Consider the following 15,459-nt stretch of genomic DNA (forward strand, 5'->3'; position numbering starts at 1 on the left):
CCAACCGGTGAATCCCGACGTGAAAAATTTCTGAGATTTGGCGGATTGTGTTAATGGAAAACCAAGTATTGCCGCCCACTCTGGCAGGGGTGAAACTCAGGCGGACGGTATCTTGACCCTGCGAACAGACCGAAACGGGCCCGATGCTGCACGGATCTAGGCTGGGCGATCGGGCAGGGGATCGGGACAATCACTTCGACCTGATCCGGATGATCGCGGCCGTGGCCGTCCTGATCTCCCACGCTTGGCCTCTGTCCTACGGTCGCGGCTGGGCCGAGCCAATGTCAACCATCCTTCCCGGCTTTTCCCTGGGCCATGTGGCGGTACTGGTGTTCTTCGCGATCTCGGGCTTCTTTATCGCGCAAAGCTTTGACAGGACCCCCGATCCGATCCGGTTCGTCAGGGCTCGCGCCTTGCGTCTGTTCCCGGCGCTGGTCGTCATGCTTTTGGCGACACACGCGGCGGCAATGGTGCTGTCGGACAGCCCCGGCGCGGTATGGGCCGCAGCCCCGGCCTACCTGGCAAGAAACCTGTCCCTGGTCTCTCTGCAGCAAACCCTGCCGGGCGTGTTCACCGCAGCGCCCTTCGGCCCCACGGTCAACGGATCGCTGTGGACGCTGATGTACGAAGTCATTTGCTATGCGGGGCTTCTGCTCGCCGGGCTCGCCGGCCTTTTCGGAGCGCGGTCGCGGCGTATGGCCATTTTGGTGGGGGTGGGGCTTCTGGCGATCGCGATCCCGACCGGCGTCGATCATCCAAGGGTGTTGCGGGTGCTGGACCTCGGGTGGCCCTTCTTTCTAGGCGTTTGCCTGTATATCTGGCGCGATCGCGTCGTGCTGGATCTGCGGATTGTAATCGCCGTTTTCGGCGCAACCATGCTTTTGCGCGGGACCGGCGTTTTCACGACGCTGTTTCCGGCAGCGCTTGCGTATGGCGTGATGGTCGTCGGGTTTTTGCCCCGGCGAGGCCGGGCGTGGCAGAAACCGGGAGATTATTCCTACGGCATCTACATCTATGCCTTCCCGATCCAGCAACTCGGTGCGTCGCTAGGATACACGACGCCAATGGCGAACATCGCTTTCGCTCTACCGTTGACGTTTGTCTGCGCAATCCTGTCCTGGCACCTGGTCGAACGTCCCGCGCTGTCCCTGAAACGGGGCTTCGGCGGCTCGCGTCGTCCATTGCCCATGGGCGCGCCGTAGGACGGATCAGAGACCTCCGGTCCGCCGCAGGAACGCGACGATCTTCTCCACGCCATCGCCGCGGCGCAGGTCGGCGAAGATGGTTGGACGGCCGGCCCGGGCCGCGCTTGCATCGGTTTCCATGCGGGCCAGATCCGCGCCGACATGCGGGGCTAGGTCCGTCTTGTTCACGATTAGAAGGTCCGAGCGGCTGATCGCAGGCCCCCCTTTGCGAGGGATATCATCGCCCTGGCACACGCTGATGACATAGATCGTCAGGTCCGCCAGATCGGGAGAGAACGTCGCCGCCAGGTTGTCGCCGCCCGATTCGATCAGCACCGCGTCCAGGTCGTCATGCCGCCCGCGCAGCCGTTCGATGGCGCGCAGGTTGATCGAGGCATCCTCGCGGATCGCCGTGTGGGGGCAGCCGCCGGTCTCGACCCCCTCGATTCGGCTGGAGGGCAGCGCCTGCATCCGCACCAGGGCCTCGGCATCCTCGCGGGTGTAGATGTCGTTCGTGACCACGCCGACCGACAGCGTGTCGCGCAGCGCCTCGCAGAGGCGCGCGGTCAGGGTCGTCTTGCCGCTGCCGACGGGGCCGCCGATGCCGATGCGCAGGGGGCCGTTCGTCGATGTCCGGGGGGCGGGAAGCGGGGCGTCTTTCATGACAGGAACAACCTTCCATCCAGCGTTTCGTGGCGCAGGGTCTCGATTTCGGGCATAGGGGAAAATCCGCCCAGACCGTCCAAGGTACTGTTCGCCGCCTTCTGTCCGGTGTCGGCGATCAGCGGTTGCAGACCCGCCAGGACCCGCGCCGCGCCGTCCTGGCCCATGACCGACAGTCGGATCGCAGCCTGGGTCTGGGCGGACGCCCACCCGTGCAGGAACGTCACGCACATTGGCAATACGTCGATGGCGGCCTGCCGGGCATAGACCCCCAGCGCCACGGGGAACGGCGTGTCCGCCGGCAGGGACGGGGGCGTGGTCCAATATCCCGCCGCGTCCCGGAACGCCCGGCCCTGGTCCACCGTCTCCCGCAGGCGCTCGGCCGAGCCAGCGAGCGCCAGCGCCGGTTCGACCACATCCTCACCGCGCCAGGCTGCGGTCGCCAGTACGGCGTCGTTCCACAAGGCGCCGCGTTCGATCACCGTGGCGATCCGGCTGGCCAATGTTTCGGGGTCGGTGACCCGACCCTCGGCCACCGCGGTTTCCAGTCCGCCGGAATAGGCGTATCCGCCCGTGGGAAAGACCGGCGAGAGCCAGCTTAGAAGTGTCAGCTCAATCATGGTGGTGGGCGTGCGCCCCATGGCCGTGACCATCATAGGCGCCGCCCTCCGGGTCGAAGGGTTCCTCGACGTCCCGGACCGTGGCGTCGAGACCGCGCAGCATGTCTGCGATCACCGGATCGTGCCGGATCAACACGCGCTCCCCCTCGATCTGCGCGGCCAGGTGGCGGTTGCCGATCTGCCAGGTCAGGGCCAGCAAGTGCCTTCCATCGCGCCCGCGCACTTCGATCAGTCGTTCGGGCACGGCGCGTACCTCGACCACGCGGCCATCGTCGAGACGCAGCCCCTCCCCATGACGCAGAAGCCGCGCGGCAGGCAAATCCAGAAGAAACTCGATCCCCCCGTCAGACTGCAGGACCATCCTGCGCCGATGACGGGCGGTTTCGTCCAGCGTGATCGTATCGGCGGGGCCGTGGGTGTGGGACAGGACCTCGGTCGCGCGGATCAAAACAGGAAATACCTTTGTGCCATGGGCAGAACCTCCGCCGGCTCGCAGGTCAGAAGCTCGCCGTTCGCGCGAACCTCATAGCTTTCGGGGTCCACGTCGATCTCGGGAAGCGCGTCGTTCAGGATCATGTCTGTCTTGTTGATCTTTCGCGTGTTCTCGACCGCGACCAGGTCTTTTGCCACGCCAAGCCGGTCGCGCAGGCCGTTCCCAATCGCCGCCGCGCTGACGAACGTGACCGAGGACGCCGTCCGCGCGCCACCATAGGCCCCGAACATGGGGCGAAGGTGCACGGGCTGCGGCGTCGGGATCGAGGCGTTCGGGTCGCCCATCGGTGCTGCGGCGATCATGCCGCCGATCATCACCAGTTCGGGCTTCACGGCGAAGAAGGCAGGGTGCCACAGGACCAGATCGGCGCGCTTGCCGACCTCGACCGAGCCGATCTGCGACGACATCCCGTGTACGATGGCCGGATTTATCGTGTATTTCGAGATATAGCGGCGGACGCGCAGGTTGTCGTTGTCACCCTGCTCGTCCGCCAGCCGCCCACGCTGGCGCTTCATCTTGTCGGCGGTCTGCCAGGTGCGGATCAGGACCTCGCCCACCCGACCCATGGCCTGGCTGTCGCTCGCGATTATCGAGAACGCGCCCATGTCGTGCAGGATATCCTCGGCCGCGATGGTTTCCTTGCGGATGCGGCTCTCGGCGAAGGCGATATCCTCGGGGATCGACGGGTCGAGGTGGTGGCACACCATCAGCATGTCGAGGTGCTCGGCAATGGTGTTGCCGGTGTAGGGCCGCGTCGGGTTGGTCGAGGACGGCAGGAAGTTCGGCAGGCCCGCGACCTTGATGATGTCGGGCGCATGGCCCCCGCCCGCGCCCTCGGTGTGGAAGGCGTGGATGGTGCGGCCTGCGACGGCATCGATGGTCGACTCGACGAAGCCGGATTCGTTCAGCGTGTCGGTGTGGATCATCACCTGCACGTCCATCTCGTCCGCGACCGAGAGGCAGCAGTCGATCGCGGCGGGGGTCGTGCCCCAATCCTCGTGCAGCTTCAGCGCACAGGCGCCGCCCTCGACCATCTCGCGCAGGGCGTCGGGACGGCTGGCGTTGCCCTTGCCCGACAGGCCGATATTCATCGGGAAAGCGTCGAAGCTCTGGATCATCCGGCCGAGGTGCCACGGCCCCGGCGTGCAGGTCGTGGCCAGAGTGCCATGGGCGGGGCCGGTGCCGCCGCCCAGCATAGTCGTCACGCCCGACATCAGCGCCTCTTCGATCTGCTGGGGGCAGATGAAGTGGATGTGGCTGTCGAAGCCGCCCGCCGTCAGAATGCGCCCCTCGGCGGCGATGGCCTCGGTGCCGGGGCCGATGATGATGTCGACGTTCGGCTGGGTGTCGGGGTTGCCGGCCTTGCCGATGGCGACGATGCGGCCGTCCTTCAGGCCGACATCGGCTTTGTAGATGCCGGTATGGTCCACGATCAGCGCGTTGGTAATCACGGTATCCACCGCACCCTCGGCGCGGCTGGCCTGCGACTGGCCCATCCCGTCGCGGATCACCTTGCCGCCGCCGAACTTCACCTCTTCGCCATAGGTGGTCAGGTCACGCTCGACCTCGATGACGAGGTCGGTGTCGGCCAGGCGCACCCGGTCGCCCGTGGTGGGGCCGTACATCGCGGCATAGTCGGCGCGGCTGATCTGGGCCATCAGAGCTCTCCCATCACGTCCTTGCGGAACCCGAAAACCTTGCGGTCGCCTCCGTAAGGCACCAGCGTTACATCCCGCGCCTGGCCGGGCTCGAACCGCACGGCCGTCCCGGCAGCGATGTCGAGGCGCATGCCCCGCGCCGCGGCCCTGTCGAAGTCGAGTGCCGGGTTCGCCTCGGCGAAGTGATAGTGGCTGCCGACCTGCACGGGCCTGTCGCCCGTGTTGGCGACTTTCAGCGTCACCGTCTCTCGCCCTTCGTTAAGGGCAATCAGGCCATCGGCCGGCATGACCTCGCCCGGGATCACTTGCGCGGCTTTCGGCGCACCGCCGCGCGGCGACCCAGCGCCCCGGCCGCGCCGATGACGGCAAGGCCCATGGCCACGGCAATCCAGGATTCACCGCCATGGGGGTGAAGATGCACACCGTCGTGCGCTGCGGCTGGAAGAGCGGACAGGAACAGGATGAAAGCGGCGCGCATGGGGAAATCTCCTACCTTATGGGGTCATGAACGGTGACAAGCTTGGTGCCGTCGGGAAACGTCGCCTCGACCTGCACATCGTGGATCATCTCTGGCACGCCATCCATCACCTGATCGCGGGTCAGGACGGTCGCGCCCGCTTCCATCAGGTCGGCGACCGAACGCCCGTCGCGGGCACCCTCGACCACGAAATCCGTAATTAACGCAATGGCTTCGGGGTGGTTCAGCTTCACGCCCCGCTCCAGCCTGCGGCGGGCCACGACGGCGGCCATCGAGATCAGAAGCTTGTCCTTCTCGCGCGGCGTCAGGTTCATCGCGTTCCCTCAGAGCATCCAGAGCCGCGGCACGTCGCGGTCGAAGTGAAGCGCCGCGATCAACGGCACCAGGCGTTTGCGCAACTCGTAGCCGTCGGGGGCGACCAGCCGACAGATGAGCTTGTCCCCGATCGCGGACGCCCCACCGGAATGCGCGATTATGCGGCGCGCAATCGGCAACATGCCTTCCGTTTGTGCGGAAATGAAAATCACCGTGGCATAGGCCATGTTTCCGCCCAGAAGGTTGGGCACATCGTCCGAGTGGAACCGCAAGGCTTCGGCGTGGATCAGCACACCGTCACGGCGGATGCGCCAGTCGTCGCGCATCGACGCGCGCCTGACCGCCTCGCCCATGGCCAAGCGTCCGAACAGCAGTGGCTCGACCAGCAGAAACTGCGCGTCGGGGGCCAGATCGACCTCGATCCGGCGGCGATACTGGGCACGGTCATAGAGCAGAGTCTCCTGTGGCAACCAGGCCAGATGCGCCCCCGATGCAGCGCTCAGGCGGACCGTCGTCTCGGCCGGACCGTCGTTGCAGCGATAGATCCGCTCGCAGGCCTGGGTGGTCAGGGTCAGCTGTGCGCCGGAGGTGGCGTCGGCCTGCCAGCGCATACGGTCGCCCGAGGTCATGCCGCCGGAGGTGTTGATCAAAACACCCTGCACCCCGCCGTGCGCGCGGGGCAGACCGATCCTGGCCGACCCGTCCTGCCGCAGTGTGGCCAGCCGGGATTGCGCGCCGATCCTCTTGGCTGAGATACGTCCGTCGCCCCGGCTCCGCTCCAGCGTCGCGGTCGTCATCCGGCATAATCCGTGTCGCTGACCGGCTCGGCCCAAGCGGTGGTGGACCCGTTCTGCGCCTCCTGGATGGCGATGTGGGTCATCTGGCTGTCGGTGGTGGCGCCGTGCCAATGGCGTTCGCCCGGGGCGAAGCGCACCACATCGCCGGGGCCGATATCGATCCGGGCCTCGCCCTCACGCGCGGCCCAACCCTTGCCCTGCGTCACGATCAGGGTCTGTCCGACGGGGTGCGTGTGCCAGTTGGTCCGCGCCCCGGGGGCGAACGTCACCTCAAGCGCGGCGACGAGGGACGGGCCGTCGGGGCGTGCCAGCGGGGCCATCGTAACCTCGCCGGTGAACCAGTCACTGTTGGCGGATTGGTGGCTGCGGTCGGCGGCGCGGCTGATCTGCATGCGAATGCTCCTGAAAGGTCCGCATGCAGCATCGCGTCCCAGCGCGGCGCGTCAAGCGCCTCGTCAGGCGGCGAGACCCTTGCTGCCGATCGCGATGTATTTCTCGCGCCGGGCAGTCCGAACGTCCTCGGGCGGCAGGTCGGACAGATCGGCCAGAAGCTCGTTCAGCGTGGCCCCGACCGAGGCGATCGCCGCCTTGGGATCGCGTTGCGCACCGCCCAACGGCTCGGGAATGACCGTGTCGATCACGTTCAATCGCTTCAAATCCTGGGCGGTCAGGCGCAGGGCTTCGGCGGCTTCGCGCATCTTCTCGGCATCCTTCCACAGGATCGACGCGCAGCCCTCGGGGCTGATGACGGAATAGATGGAATGTTCCAGCATCGCGACCTTGTTCGCCGTCGCGAACGCCACCGCGCCACCCGATCCGCCCTCGCCTATGACGACCGACACCAGCGGCACGCCAAGCTGCAGGCAGCGCTGGGTCGAACGGGCGATGGCTTCGGACTGGCCGCGTTCCTCGGCGCCCTTGCCGGGATAGGCGCCGGGTGTGTCGATCAGGGTCACGACGGGCAGGCCGAACCGGTCCGCCAGATCCATCAGACGGATTGCCTTTCGATAGCCTTCGGGCCGGGCCATGCCGAAATTATGCTCCAGCCGGGACCGCGTATCGTATCCCTTTTCGTGACCGATCACGACGATGGCGCGCCCGTCCAACCGGGCCAGCCCGCCAAGGACCGCGTGGTCGTCGGCAAAATTCCTGTCGCCGGCCAGGGGCGTGTATTCGGTGAACAACTCGCGGATATAGTCGCGGCAGTGGGGGCGTTCGGGATGCCGTGCGACCTGGCATTTCTGCCATGGCGTCAGGCCGCGATACAACTGCTCCAGCCGGGCTTTGGCCTTCGCGTCCAGCGCGCGGGCCTGCTCGGCCACGTCCGAATCCGATTCGGCCATGTTGCGCAGCTCCTCGGCCTTGCCTTCCAGATCCGCGAGCGGTTTCTCGAAATCCAGGTATTGCGTCATGGACAGCCCTCCTTGGTGCGCGAAATGGCCCTAGGGCGGCGGCCGATCAAGTGCAATGGTCTGCGATGCGGGTGCGATCAGGTCCCACGCGTTGCCCCAGGGGTCGTGCCAGACCGCCACGCGACCGTACGGCTCATCGCGCGGGGTTTCTTGGAACGTGCCGCCCGCGACCTCGATCCGGGCCGCATCGCGGGCGAAATCGTCGGTTTCCAGGAAGAACCCGACCCGCCCCCCCGATTGCCGCCCGATGCTGGCGCGCTGATCGCCCACCGCGCGCGCCAGAAGAAGCCGGCCGCCAGACGGCGCCTCGACCACGACCCAGCGTTTGCGCCCTTGATCCTCGTCCGCGACCAGATGAAAGCCGATGGCGGTGAAGAACGCGATGGCGGGGTCGTAGTCGGGCACCAGAAGCGCCACCAGCGCCAGTTTCATCCCCGGTTCGCGATCATCTCCGACTGTTTCACGATGACTTCCGCCTGCCGGATCGAGGCCAGATCCACCAGCCGCCCTTTGTAGACGGCAGCGCCCTGTCCGGTGCGCTTGGCTTCCTCCATCGCGTCGAGGATCTCGCGCGCTTCGGTGACCGCCGCGTCCGAGGGGGTGAAGACCTCGTTCGCCAGCGCGACCTGCTTGGGGTGAATCGCCCATTTGCCGACCATGCCCAGCGTGGCCGACCGCAACGCCTGCGCGCGATATCCGTCATCGTCGCTGAAATCGCCGAACGGTCCGTCGACGGGCAGGATCCCGCGGGTGCGGCAGGCGGCGACGATGGCGGTCTGAACCCAGTGCCACGGGTCGCCCCAGAACTTCTGGCCCTCGTGGATCATGTAGTAGTTTTCCTGCGTGCCGCCGATTCCGGTGGTCGCCATCCCCATCGAGGCCGCGTAATCCGCGGCGCCCAGGCTCATGGCTTGCAGGCGGGGGCTGGCGGCGGCGATCTCGTTCACGTGGGCCAGCCCGGCGGCCGTCTCGATGATGACCTCGAAGGCGATGGGCTTCGTGCGCCCCTTCGCCGCCTCGATCGAGGTGACCAGCGCGTCGACGGCATAAAGGTCGGACGCGTTGCCGACCTTCGGGATCATGATCTGGTCGATCCGGTCGCCTGCGTTTTCCAGAAGATCGACCACGTCGCGATACCAGTAGGGCGTGTCCAGGCCGTTGATCCGCACGCTCAGGTGTTTGTCGCCCCAATCCACGTCGCCGATGGCCTGCACGATGTTCTTGCGCGCCTCCGCCTTGTCGTCCGGCCCAACCGAATCCTCGAGGTCGAGGTTGATGACATCCGCGTCCGATCCCGCCATCTTCTCGAATATCGCGGGGCGAGACCCCGGGCCGAACAACTGGCAGCGGTTTGGACGCGCGGGTGGGGTCGGCTGGACCTTGAACGACATGAACGGCCTCGCAATTTTGTATCGTGAGAAGTCCATGACCCGATAGAATGATGCGCAGGCCTTCGCAACCCGCAACCTTTTATCCGGGAAAGATCGCCGCCATCTCGGCGTCGAAATCCGCCCAGGTGATCGATGCGCGGTTCCCCGCATAGCCGTGGTAATGCGATCGGCCGCTGGAATTGGGCAGGCCGGCCCAGATCTTCGCGAGGTTGTTCATGAAGGTATGCCGACCCATCCGACCGGCGGTGACCTCGCCCAGGCCAGCCTCGGCCAGCAGCACGTCGGCCATCTGGTCCTGCACCTGAGGCGTGAATCGCGCGCTGTCGCGCAGGCCGACGATGTTCACCAGTCGGCGCAGAGTCGAGGGGATGAACTGGTACCGCCCGATCGCGTGGGGCTGGCCCGGCGTCGCGTCGATCCAGGCGAAGATCTCGCGCAACGTCATCTGCGTGGGGGCCCGCCCGGGGCGCACGCGCGCGCCATGCTGAACGGCGTCATATCCGCCGCGCCGCGATTCCGCCTGCCCGATCAGGTGGCGCAGCCGGTCGAGCGAGCCACGCGGCGGCGGCACCCCGGGCGGGCCAAGGGTGGGCACGGCGCGATGCGCGAACATCCCCGTCTCGGCCCGGCCGGCGAACAGGCTGGGGCCGGTGATCGTCTCGTCCTGGCGCACGGCGATCAGCGCCCCGCGCGCGCCGGAAAGGGCCCCGTTCAGGATCGACACGGCCTCGGCCCCGGCGGACCCGGCGGTCATAAGGACGATCAGCAGGATTCTCAGGATCGGCAATGGGACCTCCTTGCCGCGCGACCGTGGGGGTAAAAGGTTCACATTCCGTTGCCGACCGGCCGAAACTTGTTCGGCAGGACCACGCCGCCTATACCGCCCTCAGCCGCAAGGGAGGGCGATATGGCGTTCCGGCAAAACCATCTTCTGGGTATCGAACCGCTGGCCCCCGACGAGATCACGACGATCCTCGACCTGGCCGAGACCTACGTGGACCTCAACCGCGGCCCCGAGAAGCATGCGCAGGCGCTGAAGGGCCTTACGCAGATCAACATGTTCTTCGAGAATTCGACGCGGACCCAGGCCAGTTTCGAGATCGCCGGTCTGCGGCTGGGCGCTGACGTGATGAACATGGCGATGCAGGCCAGCAGCATCAAAAAGGGCGAGACGCTGATCGACACGGCTCTGACCCTGAACGCGATGCACCCGGATCTTCTGGTGGTCCGTCACCCGCACTCGGGCGCGGTGAACCTGCTGGCCGAGAAGGTGAACGCCGCCGTTCTGAATGCGGGCGACGGGCGGCACGAACATCCCACGCAAGCTCTTCTGGACGCGTTGACGATCCGGAGGGCGAAAGGGCGGCTACACCGGCTGACGGTCGCGATCTGCGGCGACATCGCCCATAGTCGCGTGGCGCGGTCGAACATCTGGCTGCTGGGTAAGATGGAAAGCCGCATCCGGCTGGTCGGGCCGCCCACGCTGATCCCCTCGGGCGCGGCGGACTGGGGCGTCGAGGTGCATCACGACATGGCGCAGGGCCTCGCGGGGGCCGACGTGGTGATGATGCTGCGCCTTCAGCGCGAGCGGATGGATGGCGGCTTCATCCCGTCCGAGCGCGAGTATTACCACCGCTACGGCCTGGATGCGGCCAAGCTGGGGCACGCGGCGCCGGACGCCATCGTCATGCACCCGGGTCCGATGAATCGCGGGGTCGAGATCGACGGGACCATCGCCGACGACATCAACCGCTCGGTCATCCAGGAACAGGTCGAGATGGGCGTCGCCGTGCGCATGGCGGCGATGGATCTGCTGGCCCGGCACCGACGCGAGATGGCGGCCTGATACCCCCCGCGTCGGAACCCGCCCGGCACGCGCCGTCTTTCCCCATCAGACAGGAGGGGCCGATGATCCGAACCGATGCCGAAACCATTCACGTCTTTGCCGTGGACCTGCCGATGCCCGAAGCCGCGGCGCTGGCCGATGACGGGGCCGCGTTGTCCGAGGCGCTGGGCGGGATCGAGGTCGAGCCGGACAAGGTCATCGCCCTCGATACGCGGGCGCTGGCCGATCTTGGGTTGTCCAGCTACCTCGTCGAAGGTGAGGGGGCCGTTGCCGCCGACGTCCGCGCCGATGCGGGCAAGCTGGATGCGGCGCAGGGCCCGGTCCTGATCCTTCACCCGCGTGCGGTCACCGACCCACCTGTCCCGCAAAGCCCGTTGCGCCATCTGGGGTCCTATCGCCGGGACCGACCGATGCCCGAAGGCCCGCCCATCCGTGCCGCCTCGGCCGAGGCGGCGGCCACGGGCGTGCCGCCCGCCGCGCCGCTGCCGCGCAACAACGAGCGCCGGCAAAGCGGGATCGTGGCCACGGTTGCGCTTCTGGTCGCTCTGGGTGTCGTGTTCGTCATGTGGCTGATCGCCAGCTAGGGGCCGTTGCCACGGGGCCCGCCGTCGGCGTATGCCCACCCCGCCACACGCGCGGAGACCGGCCCATGGATATCACCTTCCGAAACGCCCGCCTTATCGACCCCGAAGCGGGGGAGGAGCGTGCGGGCGACCTTTTCATTGCGAAGGGGGTGATCTCCGATGCCGCTGCGGATGGCGCGATTGAGATCGACTGCCGCGGCAAGTGCCTAGCCCCCGGGATCGTCGATCTGGGGGTCAAGGTCTCTGAGCCGGGGGAGCGTCACAAGGAAAGTTTCCGGTCCGCCGGACGGGCCGCGGCGCGGGGCGGTGTGACGACGATGGTCACGCGGCCCGACACCACCCCGGCCATCGACACGCCCGAGGTGCTGGAATTCGTCTCGCGCCGGGCGCAGGCTGATGCAGGGGTCCGCGTCGCGCATATGGCGGCTCTGACCAAGGGGCGCGAAGGGCGCGAAATGGTCGAGATCGGGTTCCTGATGGACGCGGGCGCGGTCGCGTTCACCGATTGCGACGCGGTGGTCGACGACACCCGCATCCTGTCGCGGGCCTTGACTTACGCGAAGGGGCTGGGCGCGCTGGTCGTGGGGCATGTTCAGGAACCGGGCCTGTCGCGCGGCGCGGCGGCGACGGGGGGCAAGTTCGCCTCGCTCAAGGGGCTGCCCGCGGTCTCGGCCATGGCCGAGCGCATGGGGCTGGACCGGGACATCTCGCTGATCGAGATGACGGGCGCGCGCTATCACGTGGACCAGATCACCTCGGCCCGGGCGCTTCCCGCGTTGGAGCGGGCCAAGCGCAATGGTCTGGACATCACGGCGGGCGTGGGCATCCATCACCTGACGCTGAACGAATTCGACCTGGGCGATTTCAAGACCTTCTTCAAGCTGAAGCCCCCCCTGCGGTCCGAGGATGACCGGCTGGCCGCCGTCGAAGCCGTCGCGTCGGGCCTGATCGACGTCATCTGTTCCATGCACACACCGCAGGACGAGGAATCAAAGCGTCTGCCCTTCGAGGAAGCGGCAAGCGGCGCCGTAGGTCTGGAGACGCTGCTGCCCGCCGCCATGCGTCTGGTCCATGCCGGGCCCCTGGACCTGCCGACCCTCTGGCGGGCGCTGTCGCTGAACCCGGCGCGACGGTTGGGCCTTTCGGGTGGGCGGCTGTCCCCCGACGCCCCTGCCGATCTGGTGCTGTTCGATCCCGACGCCCCGTTCGTCCTGGATCGGTCCACGCTGGCCTCGAAGTCCAAGAACACCCCATTCGATGGCGCGCGCATGGAAGGCCGCGTTCTTGGAACCTGGGTCGGCGGGACCAGGGTCTTCCCCGAACCCGATCCCGCCGTCCCAGGCGATCACCCCTGATCCCCCATGTTTCGAACATCGGGCGGAACCCGTTAAACCGGCCTCAACGCGGACAGGCCTGCTTCAATGCATTTGCATCGATTCGCGCGTATCTACAGCGTGGTCAGGATCTCTTCGATCTCGCGGATGCGCGATCGCGGGGTCGGATGGGTCGCCAGGAACTCGGGCGGGCGCCCTTCGGACGCGGCCTGCATCGCTTCCCACAAGGCCACCGCCGCCTGCGGGTCGTACCCGGCCGAGGCCATGGTCCGAAGGCCCAGAGCGTCGGCCTCGAGCTCCTGATTGCGTGAATAGGGCAGCAGAAGGCCCACATCGACGCCCACACCCAGCGCGGCCGCGATCTCGCGCCCGTATTCCACGCCGCCCATGTTCAGGAAGAATGCGACGATCCTGATGCCGGCATCCTTGGCGATCTGCGCCGAAATTCGCTTCTGTGCGTGTTCGGCTTGCAGATGTCCGATTTCATGCCCGACGATGGCGGCCAGTTGCGCATCGTTCTGCGTGACCCCGAACATCCCTTCATAGACGCCGATCTTGCCGCCGGGCAGGGCGAAGGCATTGATCTGGTCGGATTCGAACACGGCAACCTCCCACCCTTCGGAGTTCACGCCCGCCGCCTGAAGAAGCCCGCCCGAGATACGCTTCAGCGCGCTGTTATAGGTCGAATCCCGGCTGACCGGCGTATTGGCGATGATCTGGTCCCACGCCTCCTGTCCCATCTGGGCGGCCTGTTCGTCCGAGACCAGTATGGGCGCTTCGTCGCACCCCGAGACGGCCAGCGGGGCGGCGAAGGCCGAAGCCAGGAAGCCCCGGCGTGAGAAACATGTGCTGCACATGACGCCGGAACGCAGGTCAATGGGGGGGTGTTCCCGCAATCGTGATCCCCGGGCGCGGGGCACGCCCCTTAGGCTGATCCCCATGCGCCTTCTCTTCCTGCTTCTTTGCCTTGCCGCGCCGGTCCACGCCCAGGACACGGATCTGGAACTGGTCCTGCTGGCCGATGCCTCGGGGTCTATCGACTCCAGCGAAATCGCGTTGCAGCGCGAGGGGTATGCGCGCGCGATGACCGATCCGCAGGTGCTGGAGGCCATCGCCAACACTGCCTACGGCGAGATCGCGGTGACTTACGTCGAATGGGCGACGAACCAGGCCGTTGTCGTGGACTGGATGCGGATCGCGAATGCCGAGGATGCCGCCGCCTTCGCCGCCGCGTTGCAGGGCCAGCCGCGACGGGCCTACGGGCGCAACGCCATCGGCGCGGCGCTACTGGAGGGCCTGCGCCTGATGGACGAGAACGACATTGATGGCTGGCGCCGGGTGATCGATTTCTCGGGCGATTCGATCAACAACTATTCCGGCCCCGCCATCGAGGTCGCGCGGGCCCAGGTTCTGGCCGCCGGCGTGACCATCAACGGCTTGCCGATCCTGCGCCCCGGCGATCCGGGCCGCGCGCAGGGCGGGCTCGAGGCACTGTATGAAGAGCGCATCATCGGCGGTCTCGGCGCCTTCGTCGTCACGGCCGAAACGCGCGACAGCTTCGCGGCGGCGGTCCGGCGCAAGCTGGTGCTGGAAATCTCGGGGATCAGCGGCGGCCCGGTCGTGGCGGGACGCTAGCGCGGGGCCGCGGCCCGGCGCAGGCGGTCGTTGATCGCGCGGCCCAGCCCTTCCTCGGGGATCGGGCTGACGGCGATCCGCGCCGTGCCGCTGCGGTCCAGTGCCTGAAGGCAGTCGAACAGCCGCGCCGCCGCTTCAGTAAGGTCGCCGGAGGGTGAGAGGTTAAGCGTCGCATCCACCGGGCCGAAGCCCAGCAGGGTCTCGCCCGGTTCGGGCGCGGTGACGTTCAGCCGAACCTGCCCCGAAGGCGCGTAGTGCGAGGCCAGTTGCCCCGGCGCATCCGGCAGTCCGGTCGCGGGCGGCACATCCGGGCGGCGGCCCAGCAGGTCGGCGACCGCTTCCTCCGGCAGGCCGCCCTGCCGCAATACGAAAATCTGGCCGTCCTGGGGTTTCAGGATCGTCGACTCAAGCCCCACCGTGCAGGGCCCGCCATCCAGCACCGCCGCGATACGGCCCCCCAGCCCCGCGATCACGTGGTCTGCCGTCGTCGGACTGACCCGGCCGGACGGGTTGGCCGACGGCGCCGCGACGGGGCGCCCGGCCTCTGCCAGCAACGCCCGGGCAGTAGGGGCGGCGGGAACGCGGACGGCCAGCGTCGGCAGGCCCGCGGCGGTCAGCCCGGCAATCCCCGACCCCTCGCGCAAGGGCAGCACCAAGGTCAGGGGGCCGGGCCAGAATGCCTCGGCCAGTGCCCGCGCCGTGGCGTCGAACCTCACGATCCGCTCTGCCGCCGCGATCTCTTCCACGTGCACGATAAGCGGGTTGAACCGCGGCCGGCCCTTGGCCTCGAAAATACGCGCGACGGATTCGGCATCCGTGGCATCGGCGCCCAGGCCATAAACCGTCTCGGTCGGGAACGCGACCAGCGCGCCGTCCCGAAGAAGGGCAGCCGCACGGCGTATGCCGTCCGGATCGGGGGTGAGGCGCTGCGTCATATTGCGCGAGATACGACAGGGTGCCCCCCTTTGACCAGCGCGCCGTAACGCCGCGTTTCGCTTGCCCTGAGGGGGATCCGAGCACATTCTTTAATCCAAGCCGCCACGAAGGAT

Annotated in this window: 20 protein-coding genes; 5 read left to right on the top strand and 15 right to left on the bottom strand. The window is 67.3% G+C overall.

Going from position 1 to position 15,459, the window contains the following annotated elements:
* Positions 1 to 143: 143 nt before the first annotated feature.
* Complete coding sequence (locus PAA8504_RS06435) at positions 144 to 1,202, top strand: acyltransferase family protein (RefSeq protein WP_108893322.1); 1,059 nt, start codon at positions 144 to 146, stop codon at positions 1,200 to 1,202.
* A gap of 6 nt (positions 1,203 to 1,208) precedes the next feature.
* Here PAA8504_RS06435 and ureG read toward each other — a convergent pair whose 3' ends face one another.
* The 13 genes from ureG to PAA8504_RS06495 form a co-directional block, all read right to left on the bottom strand.
* Positions 1,209 to 1,847: an urease accessory protein UreG gene (ureG, locus tag PAA8504_RS06440; RefSeq protein WP_108893323.1), complete on the bottom strand. Its 639-nt coding sequence runs from the start codon at positions 1,845 to 1,847 to the stop codon at positions 1,209 to 1,211.
* Positions 1,844 to 2,503: an urease accessory protein UreF gene (locus PAA8504_RS06445; protein WP_108893324.1), complete on the bottom strand. Its 660-nt coding sequence runs from the start codon at positions 2,501 to 2,503 to the stop codon at positions 1,844 to 1,846. Before PAA8504_RS06445 ends, ureG begins: the two co-directional genes overlap by 4 nt.
* Positions 2,460 to 2,915: an urease accessory protein UreE gene (locus PAA8504_RS06450; protein WP_108893325.1), complete on the bottom strand. Its 456-nt coding sequence runs from the start codon at positions 2,913 to 2,915 to the stop codon at positions 2,460 to 2,462. Before PAA8504_RS06450 ends, PAA8504_RS06445 begins: the two co-directional genes overlap by 44 nt.
* Complete coding sequence (ureC, locus tag PAA8504_RS06455) at positions 2,912 to 4,621, bottom strand: urease subunit alpha (protein WP_219928904.1); 1,710 nt, start codon at positions 4,619 to 4,621, stop codon at positions 2,912 to 2,914. Before ureC ends, PAA8504_RS06450 begins: the two co-directional genes overlap by 4 nt.
* Positions 4,618 to 4,923 (bottom strand): urease subunit beta, encoded by a 306-nt coding sequence (locus PAA8504_RS06460; RefSeq protein ID WP_108893327.1) that lies wholly within the window; start codon positions 4,921 to 4,923, stop codon positions 4,618 to 4,620. The genes ureC and PAA8504_RS06460 overlap by 4 nt, the downstream gene beginning before the upstream one ends.
* Complete coding sequence (locus PAA8504_RS22015) at positions 4,920 to 5,096, bottom strand: hypothetical protein (RefSeq protein ID WP_181375716.1); 177 nt, start codon at positions 5,094 to 5,096, stop codon at positions 4,920 to 4,922. The genes PAA8504_RS06460 and PAA8504_RS22015 overlap by 4 nt, the downstream gene beginning before the upstream one ends.
* 11 nt (positions 5,097 to 5,107) lie before the next feature.
* Positions 5,108 to 5,410 (bottom strand): urease subunit gamma, encoded by a 303-nt coding sequence (locus PAA8504_RS06465; RefSeq protein ID WP_108893328.1) that lies wholly within the window; start codon positions 5,408 to 5,410, stop codon positions 5,108 to 5,110.
* 9 nt (positions 5,411 to 5,419) lie between these two features.
* Positions 5,420 to 6,208: an urease accessory protein UreD gene (locus PAA8504_RS06470; protein WP_108893329.1), complete on the bottom strand. Its 789-nt coding sequence runs from the start codon at positions 6,206 to 6,208 to the stop codon at positions 5,420 to 5,422.
* Positions 6,205 to 6,600: a (R)-mandelonitrile lyase gene (locus PAA8504_RS06475; protein WP_108893330.1), complete on the bottom strand. Its 396-nt coding sequence runs from the start codon at positions 6,598 to 6,600 to the stop codon at positions 6,205 to 6,207. Before PAA8504_RS06475 ends, PAA8504_RS06470 begins: the two co-directional genes overlap by 4 nt.
* A 63-nt stretch (positions 6,601 to 6,663) precedes the next feature.
* On the bottom strand, positions 6,664 to 7,620 hold the full coding sequence (locus tag PAA8504_RS06480; RefSeq protein ID WP_108893331.1) for an acetyl-CoA carboxylase carboxyltransferase subunit alpha: 957 nt from the start codon (positions 7,618 to 7,620) through the stop codon (positions 6,664 to 6,666).
* A 30-nt stretch (positions 7,621 to 7,650) separates the two neighbouring features.
* Positions 7,651 to 8,052 (bottom strand): VOC family protein, encoded by a 402-nt coding sequence (locus PAA8504_RS06485; RefSeq protein WP_108893332.1) that lies wholly within the window; start codon positions 8,050 to 8,052, stop codon positions 7,651 to 7,653.
* Positions 8,049 to 9,011 carry an L-malyl-CoA/beta-methylmalyl-CoA lyase gene (locus tag PAA8504_RS06490; RefSeq protein WP_108893333.1) on the bottom strand — a complete coding sequence of 321 codons (963 nt, stop codon included), beginning with the start codon at positions 9,009 to 9,011 and terminating at the stop codon, positions 8,049 to 8,051. Before PAA8504_RS06490 ends, PAA8504_RS06485 begins: the two co-directional genes overlap by 4 nt.
* A 79-nt stretch (positions 9,012 to 9,090) precedes the next feature.
* A complete protein-coding gene (locus tag PAA8504_RS06495) occupies positions 9,091 to 9,798 on the bottom strand; it encodes a lysozyme family protein (RefSeq protein ID WP_245897540.1) in 708 nt (235 codons plus the stop codon).
* Positions 9,799 to 9,918: 120 nt separating this feature from the next.
* Between PAA8504_RS06495 and PAA8504_RS06500 the strand changes: the two genes are divergently transcribed.
* The 3 genes from PAA8504_RS06500 to pyrC all read left to right on the top strand — a co-directional run bounded on the left by PAA8504_RS06500 (position 9,919) and on the right by pyrC (position 12,796).
* On the top strand, positions 9,919 to 10,857 hold the full coding sequence (locus PAA8504_RS06500) for an aspartate carbamoyltransferase catalytic subunit (RefSeq protein WP_108893334.1): 939 nt from the start codon (positions 9,919 to 9,921) through the stop codon (positions 10,855 to 10,857).
* A gap of 62 nt (positions 10,858 to 10,919) precedes the next feature.
* Positions 10,920 to 11,441: a hypothetical protein gene (locus PAA8504_RS06505; RefSeq protein WP_108893335.1), complete on the top strand. Its 522-nt coding sequence runs from the start codon at positions 10,920 to 10,922 to the stop codon at positions 11,439 to 11,441.
* A gap of 65 nt (positions 11,442 to 11,506) precedes the next feature.
* The gene (pyrC, locus tag PAA8504_RS06510; protein ID WP_108893336.1) at positions 11,507 to 12,796 is read left to right on the top strand and encodes a dihydroorotase; all 1,290 of its coding nucleotides are present in this window, start codon (positions 11,507 to 11,509) and stop codon (positions 12,794 to 12,796) included.
* Between the two features lie 92 nt (positions 12,797 to 12,888).
* Here the strand turns inward: pyrC and PAA8504_RS06515 are convergent, their stop codons facing one another.
* On the bottom strand, positions 12,889 to 13,632 hold the full coding sequence (locus PAA8504_RS06515) for a M48 family metallopeptidase (RefSeq protein ID WP_181375717.1): 744 nt from the start codon (positions 13,630 to 13,632) through the stop codon (positions 12,889 to 12,891).
* A gap of 82 nt (positions 13,633 to 13,714) precedes the next feature.
* Between PAA8504_RS06515 and PAA8504_RS06520 the strand changes: the two genes are divergently transcribed.
* The gene (locus tag PAA8504_RS06520) at positions 13,715 to 14,410 is read left to right on the top strand and encodes a DUF1194 domain-containing protein (RefSeq protein ID WP_108893338.1); all 696 of its coding nucleotides are present in this window, start codon (positions 13,715 to 13,717) and stop codon (positions 14,408 to 14,410) included.
* On the opposite strand, the gene PAA8504_RS06525 is transcribed toward PAA8504_RS06520, so the two are convergent.
* Positions 14,407 to 15,345 (bottom strand): L-threonylcarbamoyladenylate synthase, encoded by a 939-nt coding sequence (locus PAA8504_RS06525; RefSeq protein ID WP_108893339.1) that lies wholly within the window; start codon positions 15,343 to 15,345, stop codon positions 14,407 to 14,409. The two genes, PAA8504_RS06520 and PAA8504_RS06525, sit on opposite strands and share 4 nt — an antisense overlap.
* Between the last annotated feature and the right edge of the window lie 114 nt (positions 15,346 to 15,459).

Source organism: Palleronia abyssalis, from assembly GCF_900302445.1.
Taxonomy (GTDB): Bacteria; Pseudomonadota; Alphaproteobacteria; order Rhodobacterales; family Rhodobacteraceae; genus Palleronia; species Palleronia abyssalis.

Bases quoted from the DNA above. Each gene is read 5' to 3' on its own strand.
- PAA8504_RS06470 (WP_108893329.1), bottom strand. From the start codon at position 6,208: ATGACGACCGCGACGCTGGAGCGGAGCCGGGGCGACGGACGTATCTCA.
- PAA8504_RS06435 (WP_108893322.1), top strand. From the start codon at position 144: ATGCTGCACGGATCTAGGCTGGGCGATCGGGCAGGGGATCGGGACAAT.
- ureG (WP_108893323.1), bottom strand. From the start codon at position 1,847: ATGAAAGACGCCCCGCTTCCCGCCCCCCGGACATCGACGAACGGCCCC.
- PAA8504_RS06520 (WP_108893338.1), top strand. From the start codon at position 13,715: ATGCGCCTTCTCTTCCTGCTTCTTTGCCTTGCCGCGCCGGTCCACGCC.
- PAA8504_RS06480 (WP_108893331.1), bottom strand. From the start codon at position 7,620: ATGACGCAATACCTGGATTTCGAGAAACCGCTCGCGGATCTGGAAGGC.
- PAA8504_RS06475 (WP_108893330.1), bottom strand. From the start codon at position 6,600: ATGCAGATCAGCCGCGCCGCCGACCGCAGCCACCAATCCGCCAACAGT.
- PAA8504_RS06445 (WP_108893324.1), bottom strand. From the start codon at position 2,503: ATGATGGTCACGGCCATGGGGCGCACGCCCACCACCATGATTGAGCTG.
- pyrC (WP_108893336.1), top strand. From the start codon at position 11,507: ATGGATATCACCTTCCGAAACGCCCGCCTTATCGACCCCGAAGCGGGG.
- PAA8504_RS06500 (WP_108893334.1), top strand. From the start codon at position 9,919: ATGGCGTTCCGGCAAAACCATCTTCTGGGTATCGAACCGCTGGCCCCC.
- PAA8504_RS22015 (WP_181375716.1), bottom strand. From the start codon at position 5,096: ATGCGCGCCGCTTTCATCCTGTTCCTGTCCGCTCTTCCAGCCGCAGCG.
- PAA8504_RS06465 (WP_108893328.1), bottom strand. From the start codon at position 5,410: ATGAACCTGACGCCGCGCGAGAAGGACAAGCTTCTGATCTCGATGGCC.
- PAA8504_RS06505 (WP_108893335.1), top strand. From the start codon at position 10,920: ATGATCCGAACCGATGCCGAAACCATTCACGTCTTTGCCGTGGACCTG.
- PAA8504_RS06490 (WP_108893333.1), bottom strand. From the start codon at position 9,011: ATGTCGTTCAAGGTCCAGCCGACCCCACCCGCGCGTCCAAACCGCTGC.
- PAA8504_RS06485 (WP_108893332.1), bottom strand. From the start codon at position 8,052: ATGAAACTGGCGCTGGTGGCGCTTCTGGTGCCCGACTACGACCCCGCC.
- PAA8504_RS06525 (WP_108893339.1), bottom strand. From the start codon at position 15,345: ATGACGCAGCGCCTCACCCCCGATCCGGACGGCATACGCCGTGCGGCT.
- PAA8504_RS06515 (WP_181375717.1), bottom strand. From the start codon at position 13,632: ATGTGCAGCACATGTTTCTCACGCCGGGGCTTCCTGGCTTCGGCCTTC.